A 17,595-nucleotide genomic window follows, 5' to 3' on the forward strand; every position below is an offset into this window, starting at 1 on the left:
CCGACCCAAAATGGCCTTCAAAATCACCCCCTTTTTTCTGTTGTTTTCTCTGTTGTTTTCACCTGCTTTTAGTCAGAATTCAAATCCCACAAAAGTGATTTTTGATACTGATATGGGGCCTGATTATGATGATGTGGGAGCAATTACCTTATTGCATGCATTCGCAGATCAGGGAAAGATAGATATTCTTGCTACGATTGCCAGTACGAAATATGAGGGAGTTGCGGGAGTACTTGATGTGCTGAATACGTATTTTGATAGGCCTGATCTCCCAATTGCTGTTCCTACGGATAAGGCGATAGAGCAAAAGGATTGGCAACACTGGACGGATACTCTTTTGGCAAACTATCCGCACAATATCAGACGCAATACCGAAGTGCCAGACGCGGTAGATCTGTATAGAAAAATACTCGCTGCTCAACCTGACCAAAGTGTGACGTTGATCACTGTTGGGTTTTTAACCAATATTTCCAATTTGCTGAAATCCAAGGGGGATCAGCATTCGCCGCTATCCGGTGTGGAGCTAGTTCGTGCAAAGGTTGTGAAGCTAATCAGTATGGCAGGAAAGTTTCCTTCAGGATCAGAGTTCAACGTGAATCAAGATCCAAAAGCATCTCAATTTGTAGTGACGAATTGGCCTAGGATAATTATTTACAGTGGATTTGAAATAGGAGAGAGGATCCATTCAGGCATTCCGCTTATCTCAAATCAAGAGATTAAAAATAGTCCTGTCAAAGATGTGTTTGCACTTTCAATCCCAATGGATAAACAAGATGTTAATGGGCGTATGAGTTGGGATCAGACGGCAGTTTGGGTAGCAGCTATGGGGTATGAAAAATACTTTGTGCTAGAGGAGGGCCAAATGCAGGTGGCAGATGATGGCTCCAATTCATGGGGTATTTCTGGAAAAGGGCAGTTTAGGTTAGTTGGCAAAAGCAATATGATGGGCATCGAAAAGGAAATCAATGACTTGATGATGCACCAGCCAAAGGTGAAAGAATAATATTTCTTAATGCTTGCTTATGATTTAGGGGTAAAGTTCAGAGCAAGTCTGATAATCCAAATTCCTGATATTGTGGGCTTGGTAAAAGTGGCTTTAAAAGAAAAAAGTGGCTTTATGAAAGCCACCTTTTTAAACCACAAACCAATTTACATCTAACTATTAACAACTACATCTTCCAATTCCACTAGAGCCACAGCTCCGTGAATGGCAGTTTCATCCATTTCAGAAGGTAAAATCTGAAGTCTCTCAATGACAGTAGGATAATTGAATGTAGACAATGACTTTAAAAGTGATTTCTTGAATAGGGGATAAGTCTTCCTGATCGATCCGCCTAATATGATTGCTTCTGGTGCTAAGGCATACAAGATATGCTTTATAAGTTCTCCTAGATGGTGACCATATTCATCAAAGGCTTTGGTAGCGACTGGATCTCCAGACAATGCCAATTTGGCCAGTGCCTTTGGTTTACTATGGTAGTATTTCTCAAAGAACTTACCACTGCAATAATGCTCGAAATCATGATCTAAATAAGTAGCACTGCACCATTCTCCGGCGGCAGAATTAACACCACTATAAAGATGGCCGTTGATCACGATACCACCACCTATGCCGGTACCAAGTGTAAGTCCAACCAGATGATTGAACTTGCGACCTACGCCGAACTTATGTACGCCGGATGCAAAGCAATTCGCATCATTATTTATGAAAACAGGCTTTGAAAAACGCTCTGTTAAAAACTTTTTTAACTCCACATGCTGAAACGCTGGGATATTTGAAAGCCCTAAAACTATGCCTTCTCGTACATCTACCAGACCAGGAATACCAACCCCAATTCCGACCAAGTCATAGGACATATAGGTTTCAATAAATTCAGCGATTGTCTCCAGAATGAACTCCTTACTTTCTCTTGCAGGAGTAGCAATGGATCGAATATCCTCAAGATGTCCATTTATTAGTACGCCACCTTTAATACCGGTGCCTCCTATATCTAATCCTAAAATGGCTTTTTCCATTCGCTACAAATAATAAGGTTGTTAGGTTTATTACAAAAGCTGTGACTAATCAGCTTATCCATCAGTCACAGCTCAGTTTGATCTTTACTCTTAAAGCATTCCTTCTATAGACTTTTCTAGCTCTCTGGCAGTGGCTAGGAATTCTTCCACATTCATATCACGGAAGAAAATGAGTCCATGGCTGGATCTTACTTTTGCACGCTCGTGCTGGTAAAAGTAGTTTTTACCGAGCAATAATTGAATTGCATCAAGTTGATCCACCCAGATTCTCTTCGCAACAGTACTGAATTTACCATTATGTGAATAGCTAGGGAACGAAGCATTTACTTGGCTCATATAGCAATTGGCGAAGGAATCTTCCATTACCGACATGTCTCCAAGAGAAACAGGGACGATTACATTAGCTTCATGTGGTTCAAATTTAAACCAAACGTTTCTGTAACCAATGATTCTCAATTTACTGATATCCTTTTCTTCTCCCCATTTTTTCACAGCAGCGGCAGTTGCCTGAAGCACCTTATAGTGAGTATCTGGTCCCGAGCCCTCAGGATCAAGCGTTAAACTAATCTTAGTTGGGTTCACTTTTCTGAACATTTCCACGATCGGTTCTACATCGCGATCTTTGTCTGGCTGCTCAGTGAAAATATCTCCAGTATAGAATCCAAGTCTCAAGTGATGAACATTTTTCACTTGTACTCCGAAATGAGCCCATACTAGTTCTTCTTCAAACTCACGGATCATCCCTTTTAGCTTTTGTACTTTGGATGAGTTTTTCTCTCCATCATAGCTATTCTTCAGAATGCTGATGACATCATTGATCGTTTCTCTGAGTTGTGTTTTATTTTTGATGTCATAGACGATCACCAATGCTCTTACTACTCGGTGACAAAGACCTCTCAATCGCTGATCTGCATTTTCAGACGCTACATTAGTGAGGTAGTGATAGACGTCTTTATCTGTTTTAAGTTTGAAACCTACATCAAAGAAGTCTTCAAAGTGAACCATTTGAATCTTGCCATCATCCAAAAGTTTCTTGGTTGACTGTAGGGTGTCGATTACAAAAGTGTTGGTCACTGCCGTAAAACCTGAAGTCAACACAGAAAAGTGTGCTTCGTTTGTAGGCTCATGAAGTTGATTTGTGACGTGAGGCAAAATGCCTAAAGAAATATCGTCGTGGTGCGGACCAGTATGAAGTAGTACTTCATCTCGTTCCTGCTCTAAACCTTTGGAAAGCTTATTCTCAATGCTTGCCATAACCTGATTGACTGTGTCTTCAGATAGATCTGGAATCAATCGGGTGTATTTATCTGCCTTTAGATCAGATAGTTTGATTCTATGACCGTATTTACCCAGTTTTTTACAAAGGTCGATTACAGATCTCTCAGTCTTTTCAAAAGACCATTCGCCTTTTTCATAATAAGCATCTATAGAATCAGTAAGTTTTACTCCAGCTCCTTTGGTGACATAGAATCTACCATTCTTTAATTTCTGAAGAACTGTGCCTGGGAAGACGTTGTTTAGTGGAGTTTCAAGAGAATCTCTAACGATGCCCGCTTTTGCTTCACCTGCTGCGATGATAATTGCTACTGCATCTGGATTGTATACAATTGTATCTAATCCAATTGTGATCACCAGTCGGTTTGAGGAAATTTCTATTCCACCAAGATCGCCAGCAGCTACAGCTTGAGTTTCAAAATTGGTTTCTGTCAACCTTGTGACAGAGAATAAATGTGAGCCTCTTGTATTAAATGCGATGTGTCCATCTGGGCCGATTCCTCCTAAGAAGAAGCCAATTCCTCCAGCATCTCTGATTTTTTGCTCGTACTCTCCACACCATTGGTCAATGAGGTAGATAGATTGTTGCTGAAGTTTCTCTAGATCAGTTTGTGGATCACGGAATCTTAAGGAAAGATCAACTTTCAGGTCAGGAAAAACCTTGCTGAAATGAAGGCCATTTGCAAGAGGTATCTCATCAGAGTTGATTAGGATCGCCTTTTCTTTGGACAGACCAAAACCATTGATGTAGAACTTATTTACGTAATCGAAAAAGCTATTATTCTGCTTGGAAGAAATCGGATAAAATTCATCGATCTGTACAAATGTCAGCTCTTTGAGAATGGGCTTTTTAGTATCGCCCAAACCATATTTTTCTCTAACATCTTTTCCTTTTTTATTATCCCAATTTTCTAGCAGGAACTGAGTCCATTTGATAAAAAATTCCGGTGTTTTACCTGTAGGCAAACTGATGACACCTTCGGGGTTTGCAGCTGCCCATTCCAAAAATCGGCAAGCCGTTAGCAAGCCAAGTTTTGGGAAATTGTCAACTTGAAGGTAAGGAATTAGGGTGCTGATTTTCTCTACACCAGATTCCTTAAGAAAACTTTTTTCGACTTCTGAAAGCGGATACTTACTTAGCATACTGTTCGGATAGGTTTATTATTAGGGACTTTATAATGAAAAGCTGTTTTTTTAAATATTTGTTAATCAATGATATATGTTCATAAAAGCATTAAATAAATCTGATTGCTTATCCAGATGAATAACACAATATGAACATATTTCACGTTGACTCTTCACTTAAGCAAATCTAAAAAATGTTTTTTAATAAAACGAACTTTAACAAAAATTTTATAAAAGTTTTATGATTATTATTTTTAAATGCATGTATTTGGCCGTAGTATTTTGATTTCACAGTGGTGATCAAGAGAGGAATTTCAATTTTTTAATACTTATTAAAAAATAAAAACTGTTTCTGAATGGGGATTTAGTTTGCTTCAATTCCCTTTTCTTCGTTTCCTTGTGATTATTGAGATATGGAAATACTTTTTTTACTTAACTTGTGCGCATGCTAATTGTAGTCACTGGAGTCTCAGGAACAGGAAAAACAACTATTGGATCCGACATTGCAGACACCTTGGATTTGCCATTTTTCGATGCTGATAATTTTCATCCTGCAGAAAATATCGAAAAAATGAGTCTAGGATTTCCTCTCAATGACGAGGATAGAATGCCATGGCTTCAGTCTTTGGCCGACATTTTAGTCAAATCTGAGCAAAATGATGGAGCTGTTCTTGCCTGTTCTGCTTTGAAAGAAAGTTATCGGGAAATATTGAAGGTGCAGAAGGATATGCATTGGATTCATCTCAAAGGAGACCGAGAATTAATCTGGAGGCGAATGTTAGCTCGCAAAAATCACTACATGAAGGCTTCCATGCTCGATTCGCAATTCGCTACATGGGAAGAGCCTAGCTACGGCCTGAAACTTAATATTTATAAAACTCCAGAGGAAATGCTTGCTGAAGCCCTTAGGTATTTGGGAGTTCCGATGAGCAGTGGCAAATAATTAGTAGACAATTTTAAGTGAGGTAGGCGGATGGCACTTTCTATTCATTCCCCGTATTTTTTTTCCAAAGGATTGCATTAAGTCTCTTTTAAGACGAAATTGATTGTTCACTTCTTCAGTCTATTATATGAAAAAGATACTACTCTCTTTTGGTTTTATATTCTTGATTGTAATCTGCCCTGGGTTTTCGCAGAGCTACCTTATTTCCAATGTGAACATCGTTTCCATGGAAAATGAGCAGGTTCTTAAAAACCACTCAATTCTTGTAGTTGATGGCAAAATTCAAAAAATAGCTCCTATGACCGAGCCATTTGATTTGAAAGTCAATCACGTATTAGATGGCAATGGATCATACCTATATCCGGGTCTGGCAGAGTTTCATTCCCATATTCCAGTTGCGCAAAATGGTGACACACAACTTCAGGAGGAGGCTATGTGGATGTATTTGGCAAATGGAGTTTTGCGAGTGAGAGGAATGATAGGACATGCATCCCATTTACCTTTGAAAGCTAAGATAGATGCCGGAGAATTGGATGGGCCACGTCTGTTTTTGTCAGGTCCCTCGTTTAGTGGAGGTTCGGTTTCTTCTCCTGAGCAAGCTGCGCAAATGGTCAGAAATGAATATGCTGCGGGGTTTGATCACCTAAAGTTACACCCGGGATTGGAGATGGATGAGTTTTTAGAGATTTCCACAACGGCCAAGGAGTTAGGGATACCATTTGGTGGACACGTGTCTTTGAATGTAGGTTTAGAGGCTAGTTTAAAAGGAGGTTATAAATCCATTGAGCATATGGATGGATACATTGAGGCCATGATTCCCGATTATTCCAGAGTTTTGGATTCAAAACTCGCTGGGCCGTTTACGATGCTTTTGGTCAATGAGGCAGATCTGAGCAAGCTTCCTGCCTTGGTAGATTTGACTCTGGAAGCAAAAGCTTGGATTGCACCTACCTTGACACTTTTTGATCGATATTTTGGATCAAAACCAGCTGAAGAGTATCGCAATATCCCAGAAATGAAATACATGTCTGCTGAGCAAGTACAAAGCTGGATCAATGCAAAGACTCCTTATGAGCAATCTGGAGTCTTGACAAGGGAGCATGTTAAGCCTTATCTGGAATTCCGAAATATGCTTTTTATGACTTTGCACAAAGCCGGTGTTCCTGTGTTGATGACCTCGGATTCTCCGCAAGTATTTAATGTTCCCGGGTTTTCCATTCATCACGAGATAGAATTGATGTCAAAGGCAGGAATGTCAAACTTTGAGATTTTGAAATCTGGTTCAGTCAATCCTGCCAGATATTTTGATCAGGAAGGCGAATGGGGAGTTATTAAAGAAGGAGCTTCTGCGGATTTTGTATTAGTGGAAAATAATCCTCTGGAAGATCTGAATACCTTGAAAAAGCCATTTATGGTTGTAATGAAAGGAGAAATGTATGACAGGAGTGAGCTAAAAAAGCAACTGGACAAAATAGAGGCAAATCACAAAAGATAAATTGTTATCAGAATCTGGGAGACTGAAGAGATGGATTGACTTTAAATTATCTTAAGCTACCTTATAACGCTACATCTAGCAGGCAATTTCAATTCTTAAAAGATTCTAATTTTTAAAACCACACCCATGAACCTAAAACTGAAAATCGTACTATTAGCTATACTTATTTCAGGCTCTGCCTGTCAATCTCAAACCAAATCGACAGTGATTCAAAAAGAAGTTAGCCTCACAATTAAAGCCGAGAAAGTAGCCACTTGGGAAGGACAAGATGTTTTTCATTATATCCTCGACAATGGTACCATGCAGGTTGAAATGACCAATTATGGCGGAATCATTTCTAGAATTATAACTCCAGATAAAGACGGTAAGCTTGAAAATGTTGTATTGGCGCTGGACAATATTCCAGACTACTTCACTAAGAATGGGCCTTATCTAGGAGCTGCGGTCGGTAGGTATGCAAATAGAATTGGGACGGCCTCCTTTACTTTGGAAGGAGAAACATTTGAGATCACAAAAAACAATGGAGAAAATACCTTGCATGGAGGGGCTAAAGGCTTTGGAGTGAAAGTATGGAAACCAGAGGTTTATAAGACTGACAAAGCCGTGGGAGTGAAAATGACTTATTTAAGTGTAGATGGAGAAGAGGGGTTTCCAGGAAATTTGGAGACTAACCTTTGGATGGAATTGACAAGCAACAATGAATTGAAACTTCGATTTGAATCAACTACAGATAAGAAAACTGTCGTGAACTTGACGAATCACTCTTATTTTAACCTAAGCGGAATCACTGGGGATGTGAGGGATCATGAATTGCAGATTTTTGCAGATGCCATTACCCCTGGCGGCCCAGGACAGATTCCCACTGGTGAAATAAAACTCATCGCTGGAACTCCATTTGATTTCCAAACACCAAAAAACCTAGGTGCTCAGTTGGATGCTTTGGGGGAGGGTTTTGATCATAATTACGTCACTAAGAGAGCAAATTCCTCAGAGCTGAAGAAAATAGCAATTGTAAAGCATCCTGAAAGTGGTCGTATTATGGAGGTGTTTTCTACAGCTCCGGGTGTGCAACTGTATACGGCAAACGGCTTTAATAATTTTGCCGGAGCGGATGGTATATCATATCAATCCCATTGGGCACTTTGTCTGGAACCTGAAGCGTGGCCAGATAGCCCAAACAAGCCAAGCTTTCCCTCAACTAGTTTAGCTCCAGGCGAGAAATACGTGCATGAGATTGTGTATGAGTTTGGGGTTGAGGATTAAACGGGAATTTAAGTTTAGTTTGTGAAACTATTTTATTAGCTTGTTTTTTAAATTAACTAACCCATGAATAATCTTCTACTTAAAACTACGCTTTCATTAAGCGCCACTTTTTTATCATTTACACTTTTTGCACAAGAATATACCTTCAAAAAAGTCAGGGAATTCCGAGTAGAGAGCCTTGCAGAAGTCGGGATAAGGGACTATGATCCCAAGAGAGATGTTTTTGTCGGCTTTATCGATAATAGATCTGAAGGGATAGAGCTAGCTGTTTTCGATACAAATGGAAAAATACTAACCAGTAAAAAAAGACAGGGAGAGGGGCCGGAAGATTACCAGTCATACGCATTAGCTATGGGGTTTTCCCCTGAGGGTGACGTATTTGTTCAGACTTCAATTGAGCTTGTGAAATACGACACCCAGTTCAATAGGATAAATAAAGTCAAATATGAGCCGAAGACAACTATTGTTGTATATTCTGGGCCACGATCTAAGTTTGTTCCATTGACAAGGGGGCAAGAAGTTTCATTTATTGTAAATGGATCTGGCATAGGTAATAGGGGTATGAATGAAGCCCCCAAAAAAATGGATTTGATTGATTACTATGATGCAACTAGTAAAACAGTCCAATCGGTTATTCCATTATCTAGCAGACCAGTCTTTAAAGGAATAGAAGACAAGGTGTTTCCTGTTAGCATTAATCCAATATTCACAATTGATTCTCAGAATAGCAATTTGTATTTCACTACTACTATAGACAATGAAATCACAGTTTACAACCCCATTAATTGGAATGTAATTCAAAGAATCCCAGTGAAACATGAGTTTTTTAAAGCTTTGGATGATATACCGCTCAGAGAGTCGAATTTAGGACTTTCAACTAAATCAGCACTTTTTTCGAGGAATCAAGAAATTTTAAAGTTCGACTCGGATTTATTAGGACTTATCTATGTGAAGGAGATTTCAGAGGCAGCTAATGAATTGAGGAAAAGTGAGAAAAAACTTTTTTGGATGTTCGATCCAGAATTTCAAAGAATAATACTTTTTAAGAACGGAGTTCAGCTACCGGGAGAGTTGACAATTCCTTCTGGTCTGGTTCAAATGACTCTGCCAAATAACCGCGTTTTGGTAAAAGTTGTCAATCAGGAAGAAGAACTGGACTATTATCCATTTGAGATATGGGAGCTTGTGGAAAAGAACAAGGAGTGATCTACTAAAAGTGGATTTCATTCAACAGACTGCGTAAGCATTACACAGGGAAATTTGACGGAATAGCTCTAATTGGCGTTAAACCTCATCGGAATGGTACTTGTAAGAGTAGTGGGAGAACACTAAACCAACTAAAATTCTTATGAGAACAAGTATTCTAAACCAACCCGCCACAAACAACTTCAGCAGAAAAGCAAAGATCACTGGAGCTGTGTTACTATCATCATTTTGCTTAGTAGGCATGACCTCTTGCGAAAACGAAGATGATGAGCCAATTGTAGATACGGTAAGTCAGCAGGATAAAAATTTCGCTTTGTCTTCCTCGGCATTTGTAAACGCTCAAATTAGCTTCGGTGAGTTAGCCTTGGCCAATGGCGAAGATGATTCCATTTTGGAATACTCAAGGATGCTAGTAGATGAAAATTCTGCAAGTAAAACTGAGCTAGAAGGTATTGTAGAAGGAAAAGACGTAGAACTTTCTGGTGGGATTACTGCAGATATGCAAGCTAAATACGATGAACTCGCAGTCCTGTCTGGAGTAGAATTCGACAAAGCTTTCATAAGAACTCAAATTGAGATCTTGGATGATTCTAAGTCTATGTTTGAAAATGAAATCGACAATGGCCAGAACTTTACAATAAAGGGCTATGCCGACAAAACTCTAGGCCAGGTGAAAGACCATAAAGCTAAAGCAGTTGTGGTAAAAGCTGAGGTAGATTTAGAAAATCTATAAGAAGTCAGAATGTAATTGTGGCTGATTAACCCAGTTGCAAATGCGTGATGATTTCTTTTGAGCCGGTGTTCCTTTCGAGGAACCCGGCTTTTTTTTGTTTTTTTAACCCTGGCTTTTTAAAACCACGGAGTGCACTAAGATTTCGCAGAGGTCGCAGTATTATAGTTGTTCTGCTTCTCCAGAAGCAGAACTTATAGTAAAGGGGAGTTTAGTTATTTAGATATACAGCTAGTGCAAATGGGGATGAAGTTGAATGTTATTAGTTCCTATAAATCCCTTAAGACTAAATAGATTTGAGAGTAAGGCGACTTTAATATTCTAAGTCAACTGTATCTCAGTAGTTCTCCGTGTGACCTTAGTGCACTCTGTGGTTAAAAGAATTTACTGACAACCTCCTGAGCCTCCTCAAAACTCTGATACCCACAAATAACCGCTTCAAAGGCTTCCAAATTCCCAATATGTTTTAAGGCCAGAGGGTTTCCAAAATGAACTAGGATACAGGATTTAGCTTGTGCTAGACGTTTGATTTCTGCTAATGTTTCCTCATCCATTCCGAATTGATTCAGCGGTTTGTGAGATGGGACAAAAACTGAAATGATCACTTTTTCGGCTTTATCGATTGAGGTTTTGTCTAAATCTAAATTGTATTTCTGATTCAGTTTTTTCGAAAAGGTTGTGTCATTTTTTCCAAAAAAGCACTGATGTGAAAGCTTCCCTTCCTTTGCCAGTATTTTCAATTCTGCAGAATTAACTTTTCCGGAAATAACCGACACATATTCTTTTGCAAGTCTAGATTGATGTTCTGAATGACTTTTCCAATCAAATTGAGGAACGGCTAATTTCTTAAAATCAAATACTCCCAGCTTTTCTTTTAGTGCCCAAATTTTTTCAAAAACGGTCTCAATTTCATCTTCCGATGCATTTTTAGATATGGCGGAAATCCCTTCTTTCACATGATCTGAAAAGCATAAGATGTCATTTCCGGCGTAAAAAGCTTCCCATTCGAGTTGCCCTGCTTCTGGAAATAAGTCTGCAACAGCTTTCATATTCAATGCATCGGAGATCACTATTCCATTAAATCCCATTTCAGTCTTAAGCAAATCAGTAATGATTTCCCTGCTGATGCTTGCAGCGGTTTCCTTCCCGCCAGACAAAGCCGGAGCGGCTAAGTGCCCAACCATAATCATTTCTACACCATGGTCTATGCCATATTGAAATGGTAAAAGCTCTTCTTTTTTCAGTTCTTCCTTGGTCTTTTGGATCACGGGTAAGCCCAAATGTGAGTCCGTCTGCGTGTCTCCATGACCTGGGAAATGCTTGAGGCAAGCTCCGATTCCGGCTTTCTCCAAGCCTTGATACATCTCCAGTGAAAACTCAGCTACTTTTTGAGGATCTGTGCCAAAAGATCTGTAACCAATTACCGGATTATTTGGGTTGGTATTTACATCTGAACAAGGAGCTAAATTCAAATGAATCCCAGCTTTTTTCATATCCAAACCCATTCTATAACCTACTTCTTCGAGAAGTGCCGGTGCATTTTCTTTGATTGCTCCGAGCGTAATTGCAAAGGGATATTGTGGTGTGTTTTCAATTCTCATAGCCAAGCCATATTCCCCGTCTATGCTGATGAGCAATGGTGTTTTTGAAATTGCCTGATATCGATTGATCAATCCAATCATTTTCTCGAATGTGCCGCTTACATCCAACACTTCCGCCCGCTTTTCGAAGTTGGCAGCAGCAGAATGGCGACTATGGAAAAAGGTCAAGCCGCCTATTTCCTGCTCTTGAATTAGCTTTTCTATGGCTTGGTAATTTTCCTCTGTATCATGTATAAATGCAGCAGGAGAAAAGCATTGGGCTATTTTTTGGATTAGATTCATTGAAAGATTGGAAAATTGAAATATTGCAAAATTAATCTGAGTAGCCTGTTAGCCTTTTGATGTCACTCTGAGCGAAGTCGAAGAGTTTAAACTATATAAGTTGTTGGAAGTCCCTATGAAACTCGTAAATCATAAATCTGAGATCATAAATCCGAGATCACTCAAGTTTTTTCCCAAACTCCCTCGGATAATTCACATTTGCAGCAATTGCCAGCGCAGGAATCATAGCAATTCCTACCCAGATAAAGAATCCTGTATAGCCGAGCCATTCTTGGATATAGCCCGAAAGCATTCCCGGAAGCATCATTCCCAAAGCCATAAAGCCAGTTGCCAATGCGTAATGGGAAGTTTTAAAAAGCCCTTCGGCTAAGTAGATCAGAAAGATCATGTAGGCAGCGAAGCCGAATCCATAGCCGAATTGCTCGATCACTACTACCGTACCAGCGAAGAAAATATTGTCGGGCTGAAAGTACGCCAAGGCGATGTAAAGTAAATTTGGCAGGTTGAGTGAAAGAGCCATTGGGATCATCCATTTGCCTAGTCCATGGCGGGAAATGGCGATTCCGCCAAGGATTCCTCCTAATAGCAATGCGATCACTCCGATGGTTCCGTACATAAAACCAACTTCAGAAGTACTTAATCCTAATCCTCCTTTTTCTTTGATATCGAGTAAAAATGGAGAGGCCATTTTTACCAATTGAGATTCGCCTAATCGGTAAATGAGTACAAAAGCCAATGAAATCCCGATATTTTTCTTGGTGAAAAATGTGCTAAATACCTTTCCAAAGCTCGCTTCACGGGATGTCTTTTCAGTTGATACTTCTTCTACTTTTGGTGTAGAAAAGAAGTTAATGGCAGTCATAGTGAGCATCAAAAGAGCTACAATAATCATGGTATAGGACCATGCCTTGTTATTGTCTCCTAAAGTAGTTTCGAGATAACCTGCGACCATGACGATCAGGCCTTGTCCGGTGATCATTCCGATTCTATAGAATGTTCCTCTCAAACCAACGAAGAAAGATTGCTGTTCTGGCTTCAGAGCTATCAAATACATACCGTCAGAAGCAATATCATTTGTAGCAGAAGCAAAAGCTCCCATCCAGAAAAAGGCCAAGGTCATAAAGAAAAAATTGCTACCTGAAGTAGTCAGTCCAACACCGATAAAGACAAGCGATAAGACCAATTGCATGCTGAGAAACCACTTTCTCTTTGTGCCAAAAAGATCTACAATAGGGCTCCAGATGGGTTTGATTACCCAGGGCAGGTAAAGTAAACTTGTGTATAAACCAATTTCAGAATTGGAAACTCCTAGCTTTTTGTACATAATCACCGACACGACGATGATGACTATATATGGAATCCCTTCGGTCATATAAAGGGAAGGGATCCAGATCCATGGGGTTCTTTGGGGTGATTTGCTCATGATTTTCGGATCAGATTTTCGTAGATACTAACTTCTGATCCTTCAATTGTTTTAGCATTTACAGCTTTTTCATAAAACTCTGCAGGACCGACTCCGCCTATGATTGCGTAAGCATAGCCCATTTCTTTCATAGATTCGAGAGATTTTATTAATAGAATTTTCCCAATACCTTTTCCGCGTTCGGCCTCCAGAGTGCCCGTTGGACCAAAGAAATTTCTGGCTGAACTTTCATAGCAGGCAAAGCCCAGAATATCATTTCCTCTTTGCGCGAGCCAGCAAGCTACGGGCTGTCTGCTGAAAGCTACTTCCACTTCTGACTGCCAGTACTCACCGAAATGCTCCAACACCCAATTGCTCAATAAGTGTTTCTCAGGTGCAATTGCTCTTCGAAAGACAACTTTCTCCTTTTTCAATAGTCGTGCTTCTTCCAGAGAAGCATCCGGCAAACCGATCAATCGGACAAGCATGTCTTTCATATCTAGCTATTTAAGGGATTTGGTACACTTGAGTTTGGACGATTCTGCCGTAATGGTCAATCCATCGAATGGCGAGATATTTAGTATTCAAGCTTTTCACTTCCAAAGTTCTGGCACGTAATCCACCCACCCATACTGGATGTATCTCCGCATTTGCGAGTTGATTTAATTCATTAGCCCCTTGGATCAATGCGTAGCGAATAGCTGGGTCGAGTGGATTTGCCATGCGGATCGAAGTCAATGTGGAATTAGCTTCCACGCTGAATACAACAGGCGTATCTATGATCGATGGGCTTTTCGGCTGAAATGCGGGAGGCAAAGTAGGCTCATTGTACAGTTCGCTTTTCAGTAACTGTGCAACATCCTGATTCTTGAGCTTCATGGATTTAGCAGAAAAAAATGCATTTCCCTGAATTGTAGGAAGCGTACGCGTGTAAGAGATTTGGGAGTTGATCTCGCGAGGATTGTTCCAAGCTACATCAGAATCTTCACGGATTTTATAAGGGCCATTGCCTATGTAGACATTGGTATTGTAATGATTTTTTGCCCACCAGTCATTCAGAACACGATGCGATGCCAGTTTATGATCCATGCTCCAATACAGTTGTGGGAGCATGTAATCCACCCAGCCATTTTTCATCCAAAGTAGCACGTCTGCATAGAGGTCGTCATAATTCGTCTGTCCAGCACGGGTAGGAGAGCCCTTTGGATCCATACTTTGGTTTCTCCACACACCAAACGGCGAAATCCCAAACTGTACCCAAGGCTTACTTTGCTTGATGGTTTGGTTAAGTGCTAGGATCAATTGATTTACATTATCCCTTCTCCAATCGTCCTGAGACTGACCTGGCTTCTTGTATTTGTCGTAGGTAGATTTATCAGGGAAATCCTGTTTGGCAATCTTATAGGGATAAAAGTAGTCATCAAAGTGTATGGCGTCGATGTCATAGTTATCTACAATTTCTTTGATCACAGAAAGCAAATGCGCCTTAACTTCTGGCAGTCCTGGATTGAAATAATATTGTGTGCCATATTTCAGCATCCAGTTTCTATGAAGATTGTAGGCATGATCAGGGCTAAGTCCCTCTGTGCTGAGATTCATTGTAGCGCGATATGGATTCAACCAACCATGAAACTCTAAGCCCCGGGCATGAGATTCCTTGATCATCCAGGTAAGAGGATTCTCATCAGTTTTAGGAGCCTGACCTTGCACTCCAGTGAGATATTTAGACCAAGGAGCGAGATTACTTGGGTAAAAAGCATCTCCAGCAGTTCTGATCTGTACGATTACTGCGTTGAAATTGAGGTTCTTGTAATAGTCCAAAAGCTCCAGGAAATCCCGTTTTTGCTTTTCATAGGGATCCGTAGAAGAAATAGGCCAATCAATATTCGCTACTGTCGCGATCCAAACTCCACGAAATTCACGGGGCATTTCTGGCATTTGGAAGGTCAGATGCTGCAAGGCTACCGGAGCCATAGGTAAGTTTTTTACAGGGAGATTACCACCATTGTTTGGATTGGGTGAAGTGATTACTGGCCCAGATGGTCTGCCGGAAGTAGGTGTGTTTTTTTGAGATTTACAGGCGGAAAATAATAGGCCAAAGGCCAAAATAACAAAGAGATGCCTAGAAAAGGATTTCATAAATGGGTAATCAGAGCGTTGGTACAGGTTTCAAATTTAAGTCAGCCAAGTTTTTTCGGAGTTTCTTCATGAAGTCATCTCCTGGGTCAGTTTTGACGGTGCGATAGTCTGGATCGGCTTCTTTCCAAAGATCAGTGGTCTGGAAGTTTTGGTATTCATGATGGCCAATTACATAGTCTATTTCATATTTTCTCTCCAGGTATCTGATCAGTTCTTCATTGGCTTTCAGTTGTTCTTTAGTCAACGGCATGTCATCACCACCTATGTTTTCTACTCCAATTGCCAGGTAATTCAAGCCGATAGTGTGTCTGGCAAAAGTAGTGTCCGGCAATAGTCTAAAAATCGTGCCGTCTCGGTCAATTAAAAACTGACTCGAAACATTAAGGTTACTTGCGCCTGTCAAATCAGGCCTTCCTGCCAGCGTAGCTGGATCGAAAACATCAAAAGTCACTTCTACCGTATTAATTGCAGTCCAGTGAACCACTACCATTTTGGGGTCTATGGAAGCAGTTTTTTGATCGAGACCGTGGCGGTCTTCTAAGTATTTCAGCGAAAGCTCTTCGCGCTCTTGATTCCAAGTGATGGGTTTGTCTATTATTCTAAAAGTGGATTTGGGGCTACAGGAAAACTGTAGAAAGGGGAAAATACAGATCCCTAATTGAAAGAGAATAGTATTTAAGGGATTGATTTTCATGGCTCTTCAGGTGTGTTTGAACTTCAAATTCAATGAGTTGAAAATTGCTTTTCACAGCTAAACTACCCAGAATATTGCAGGATAGACAAGTAATAGGAGCGATTTTTTGCCAGAAATTTCAATCCATGAATATTTTTGCAAGTTTTTGCTGTTTTTGTTACTTTCCCAAACTGAAAGTAATTATTCCATGCTCAAAGAAGAAAGACAGAAGTATATTTTGGATCAAGTACACCTGCATCACAGGGTTTTGCTCAATGATTTATCTGAGTCATTAAATGTATCAATCGATACAGTGAGGCGTGATGTAAAGGAGCTTGATAGCGAGAAAAAACTGAAGAAAGTCCACGGAGGAGCCACTTCTTTTGGTTTTATGACTTTCACCAAAGACGATGGGAATATCTATCTGAAGTCCAAGAAAATATCTATTGCAGAGAAGACTGTTTCGTTGCTTACCGATGGTCAGGTGATTCTCATGAGTGGAGGCACGACGAATATGGAAGTGGCTAAGCTGATTCCAAAGAAATTGGTATTGACGGTGTTTACACCAAGTCTTCACGTTGCGATGGCCTTGCTTGATCATGAAAATGTGGAAGTTATTTTCCTTGGTGGTAAACTCTTACACGACGCTAAATTTGCTGTAGGAGGAACTGTCGTAAATGCACTTTCACAGCTACGAGTGGATATGTGCATATTGGGAACCGGCTATTTGGATGCGGAGTTTGGGTTGACTGAGTTTGACTGGGAAGTGATTCAGGTAAAGCAGGCCATGATCAGAGCGGCGAAAAAGACGGTGATTTTAACTGTTTCAGACAAGCTTCATTCTGTCCAAAAATATAAGACCTGTGATATGACAGCTGTTCATACCTTGGTCACTGAGCTTGACCCTTCTGACCCGCTTTTGGATTCGTTTAGGCCTTTTGATTTGGTGTTGGTGTGATCGTAATGATTTTGTAGCAGCGTGTGAAATACTGGTATACTTATAAATGATAGATAAGTGTTTTTTTACCAAATAAGCGTGCTATAAATAAGGGAGAAATAATACCACCCTTTCAGGGTTTCCCGAAATTTGTTAATTGCTTATTCTATAATTATGTCATCCCTTTGGGATTGGTTTTTATTTCAAAAAAAGAACCTCGAAGAGGTGATAATATTGTAGACAGTAATGATCCAAAAACTCCATTGGAAACCCTGACAGGGTGATATCATTCTGCACCATTTAAATATTGCTCACTAGCTTTTATGTATTCTGACTTCGTTCCAGTTTCTAGAAATGCTAAAACTAGAACTGTGACCCCTGCGAACTTTGTGGTTTAATAATTAAGCCAACTATAACCACAAGCCCTGATTTGAAAGTCAGGGCTTTTTTTTGTTTTTAACCACAGAGATCAGCAAAGGACTATCTTGTTTGGCTCAAACAATGAAAA

14 protein-coding genes are annotated in these 17,595 nt (G+C 40.0%); 7 read left to right on the forward strand and 7 right to left on the reverse strand.

The genetic code is table 11. The features are described from left to right. Positions 1 to 10: 10 nt before the first annotated feature. Positions 11 to 1,003, forward strand: a complete 993-nt coding sequence (locus ESV85_RS12565) for a nucleoside hydrolase (protein ID WP_146918098.1) — start codon at positions 11 to 13, stop codon at positions 1,001 to 1,003. Between the two features lie 152 nt (positions 1,004 to 1,155). On the opposite strand, the gene ESV85_RS12570 is transcribed toward ESV85_RS12565, so the two are convergent. Both ESV85_RS12570 and ESV85_RS12575 read right to left on the reverse strand, forming a co-directional pair. Further along, positions 1,156 to 2,016 carry an ROK family protein gene (locus ESV85_RS12570; protein WP_146918100.1) on the reverse strand — a complete coding sequence of 287 codons (861 nt, stop codon included), beginning with the start codon at positions 2,014 to 2,016 and terminating at the stop codon, positions 1,156 to 1,158. Between the two features lie 90 nt (positions 2,017 to 2,106). Then, positions 2,107 to 4,434, reverse strand: a complete 2,328-nt coding sequence (locus ESV85_RS12575) for a PIG-L family deacetylase (RefSeq protein ID WP_146918102.1) — start codon at positions 4,432 to 4,434, stop codon at positions 2,107 to 2,109. 427 nt (positions 4,435 to 4,861) lie between these two features. Between ESV85_RS12575 and ESV85_RS12580 the strand changes: the two genes are divergently transcribed. The 5 genes from ESV85_RS12580 (at position 4,862) to ESV85_RS12600 (ending at position 10,056) form a co-directional block, all read left to right on the forward strand. Continuing rightward, positions 4,862 to 5,359 carry a gluconokinase gene (locus ESV85_RS12580; protein WP_146918103.1) on the forward strand — a complete coding sequence of 166 codons (498 nt, stop codon included), beginning with the start codon at positions 4,862 to 4,864 and terminating at the stop codon, positions 5,357 to 5,359. A gap of 127 nt (positions 5,360 to 5,486) precedes the next feature. Beyond that, positions 5,487 to 6,854: an amidohydrolase family protein gene (locus tag ESV85_RS12585; protein ID WP_146918105.1), complete on the forward strand. Its 1,368-nt coding sequence runs from the start codon at positions 5,487 to 5,489 to the stop codon at positions 6,852 to 6,854. Positions 6,855 to 6,980: 126 nt separating this feature from the next. Continuing rightward, a complete protein-coding gene (locus ESV85_RS12590) occupies positions 6,981 to 8,117 on the forward strand; it encodes an aldose epimerase family protein (protein WP_146918107.1) in 1,137 nt (378 codons plus the stop codon). A 63-nt stretch (positions 8,118 to 8,180) separates the two neighbouring features. Beyond that, positions 8,181 to 9,323, forward strand: coding sequence for a hypothetical protein (locus ESV85_RS12595; RefSeq protein WP_146918109.1), 1,143 nt, complete (start codon positions 8,181 to 8,183; stop codon positions 9,321 to 9,323). 142 nt (positions 9,324 to 9,465) lie between these two features. Further along, positions 9,466 to 10,056 carry a DUF4142 domain-containing protein gene (locus ESV85_RS12600; RefSeq protein WP_146918111.1) on the forward strand — a complete coding sequence of 197 codons (591 nt, stop codon included), beginning with the start codon at positions 9,466 to 9,468 and terminating at the stop codon, positions 10,054 to 10,056. Positions 10,057 to 10,427: 371 nt separating this feature from the next. Here the strand turns inward: ESV85_RS12600 and ESV85_RS12605 are convergent, their stop codons facing one another. From ESV85_RS12605 to ESV85_RS12625, 5 genes are all read right to left on the reverse strand, one after another. After that, positions 10,428 to 11,936, reverse strand: coding sequence for a glycoside hydrolase family 3 protein (locus ESV85_RS12605; protein ID WP_146918112.1), 1,509 nt, complete (start codon positions 11,934 to 11,936; stop codon positions 10,428 to 10,430). Positions 11,937 to 12,093: 157 nt separating this feature from the next. Further along, the gene (locus ESV85_RS12610) at positions 12,094 to 13,359 is read right to left on the reverse strand and encodes an MFS transporter (protein WP_146918114.1); all 1,266 of its coding nucleotides are present in this window, start codon (positions 13,357 to 13,359) and stop codon (positions 12,094 to 12,096) included. Continuing rightward, complete coding sequence (locus tag ESV85_RS12615; protein WP_146918116.1) at positions 13,356 to 13,835, reverse strand: GNAT family N-acetyltransferase; 480 nt, start codon at positions 13,833 to 13,835, stop codon at positions 13,356 to 13,358. Before ESV85_RS12615 ends, ESV85_RS12610 begins: the two co-directional genes overlap by 4 nt. A gap of 10 nt (positions 13,836 to 13,845) precedes the next feature. Further along, positions 13,846 to 15,477, reverse strand: coding sequence for a glycoside hydrolase family 10 protein (locus ESV85_RS12620; RefSeq protein WP_223275991.1), 1,632 nt, complete (start codon positions 15,475 to 15,477; stop codon positions 13,846 to 13,848). A 10-nt stretch (positions 15,478 to 15,487) separates the two neighbouring features. Next, positions 15,488 to 16,171 carry an N-acetylmuramoyl-L-alanine amidase gene (locus tag ESV85_RS12625; protein WP_146918118.1) on the reverse strand — a complete coding sequence of 228 codons (684 nt, stop codon included), beginning with the start codon at positions 16,169 to 16,171 and terminating at the stop codon, positions 15,488 to 15,490. 187 nt (positions 16,172 to 16,358) lie between these two features. On the opposite strand from ESV85_RS12625, the gene ESV85_RS12630 reads away from it, so the two are divergent. Next, positions 16,359 to 17,108 (forward strand): DeoR/GlpR family DNA-binding transcription regulator, encoded by a 750-nt coding sequence (locus ESV85_RS12630; protein ID WP_146918120.1) that lies wholly within the window; start codon positions 16,359 to 16,361, stop codon positions 17,106 to 17,108. The last annotated feature ends 487 nt before the right edge of the window (positions 17,109 to 17,595 follow it).

The organism is Algoriphagus aquimarinus (assembly GCF_007997215.1).
GTDB classification, from domain to species: domain Bacteria; phylum Bacteroidota; class Bacteroidia; order Cytophagales; family Cyclobacteriaceae; genus Algoriphagus; species Algoriphagus aquimarinus_A.

What these genes read in the sequence shown, in the direction of transcription:
- ESV85_RS12565 (WP_146918098.1), top strand. Translation starts at nt 11, where the DNA reads ATGGCCTTCAAAATCACCCCCTTTTTTCTGTTGTTTTCTCTGTTGTTT.
- ESV85_RS12570 (WP_146918100.1), bottom strand. Translation starts at nt 2,016, where the DNA reads ATGGAAAAAGCCATTTTAGGATTAGATATAGGAGGCACCGGTATTAAA.
- ESV85_RS12575 (WP_146918102.1), bottom strand. Translation starts at nt 4,434, where the DNA reads ATGCTAAGTAAGTATCCGCTTTCAGAAGTCGAAAAAAGTTTTCTTAAG.
- ESV85_RS12580 (WP_146918103.1), top strand. Translation starts at nt 4,862, where the DNA reads ATGCTAATTGTAGTCACTGGAGTCTCAGGAACAGGAAAAACAACTATT.
- ESV85_RS12585 (WP_146918105.1), top strand. Translation starts at nt 5,487, where the DNA reads ATGAAAAAGATACTACTCTCTTTTGGTTTTATATTCTTGATTGTAATC.
- ESV85_RS12590 (WP_146918107.1), top strand. Translation starts at nt 6,981, where the DNA reads ATGAACCTAAAACTGAAAATCGTACTATTAGCTATACTTATTTCAGGC.
- ESV85_RS12595 (WP_146918109.1), top strand. Translation starts at nt 8,181, where the DNA reads ATGAATAATCTTCTACTTAAAACTACGCTTTCATTAAGCGCCACTTTT.
- ESV85_RS12600 (WP_146918111.1), top strand. Translation starts at nt 9,466, where the DNA reads ATGAGAACAAGTATTCTAAACCAACCCGCCACAAACAACTTCAGCAGA.
- ESV85_RS12605 (WP_146918112.1), bottom strand. Translation starts at nt 11,936, where the DNA reads ATGAATCTAATCCAAAAAATAGCCCAATGCTTTTCTCCTGCTGCATTT.
- ESV85_RS12610 (WP_146918114.1), bottom strand. Translation starts at nt 13,359, where the DNA reads ATGAGCAAATCACCCCAAAGAACCCCATGGATCTGGATCCCTTCCCTT.
- ESV85_RS12615 (WP_146918116.1), bottom strand. Translation starts at nt 13,835, where the DNA reads ATGAAAGACATGCTTGTCCGATTGATCGGTTTGCCGGATGCTTCTCTG.
- ESV85_RS12620 (WP_223275991.1), bottom strand. Translation starts at nt 15,477, where the DNA reads ATGAAATCCTTTTCTAGGCATCTCTTTGTTATTTTGGCCTTTGGCCTA.
- ESV85_RS12625 (WP_146918118.1), bottom strand. Translation starts at nt 16,171, where the DNA reads ATGAAAATCAATCCCTTAAATACTATTCTCTTTCAATTAGGGATCTGT.
- ESV85_RS12630 (WP_146918120.1), top strand. Translation starts at nt 16,359, where the DNA reads ATGCTCAAAGAAGAAAGACAGAAGTATATTTTGGATCAAGTACACCTG.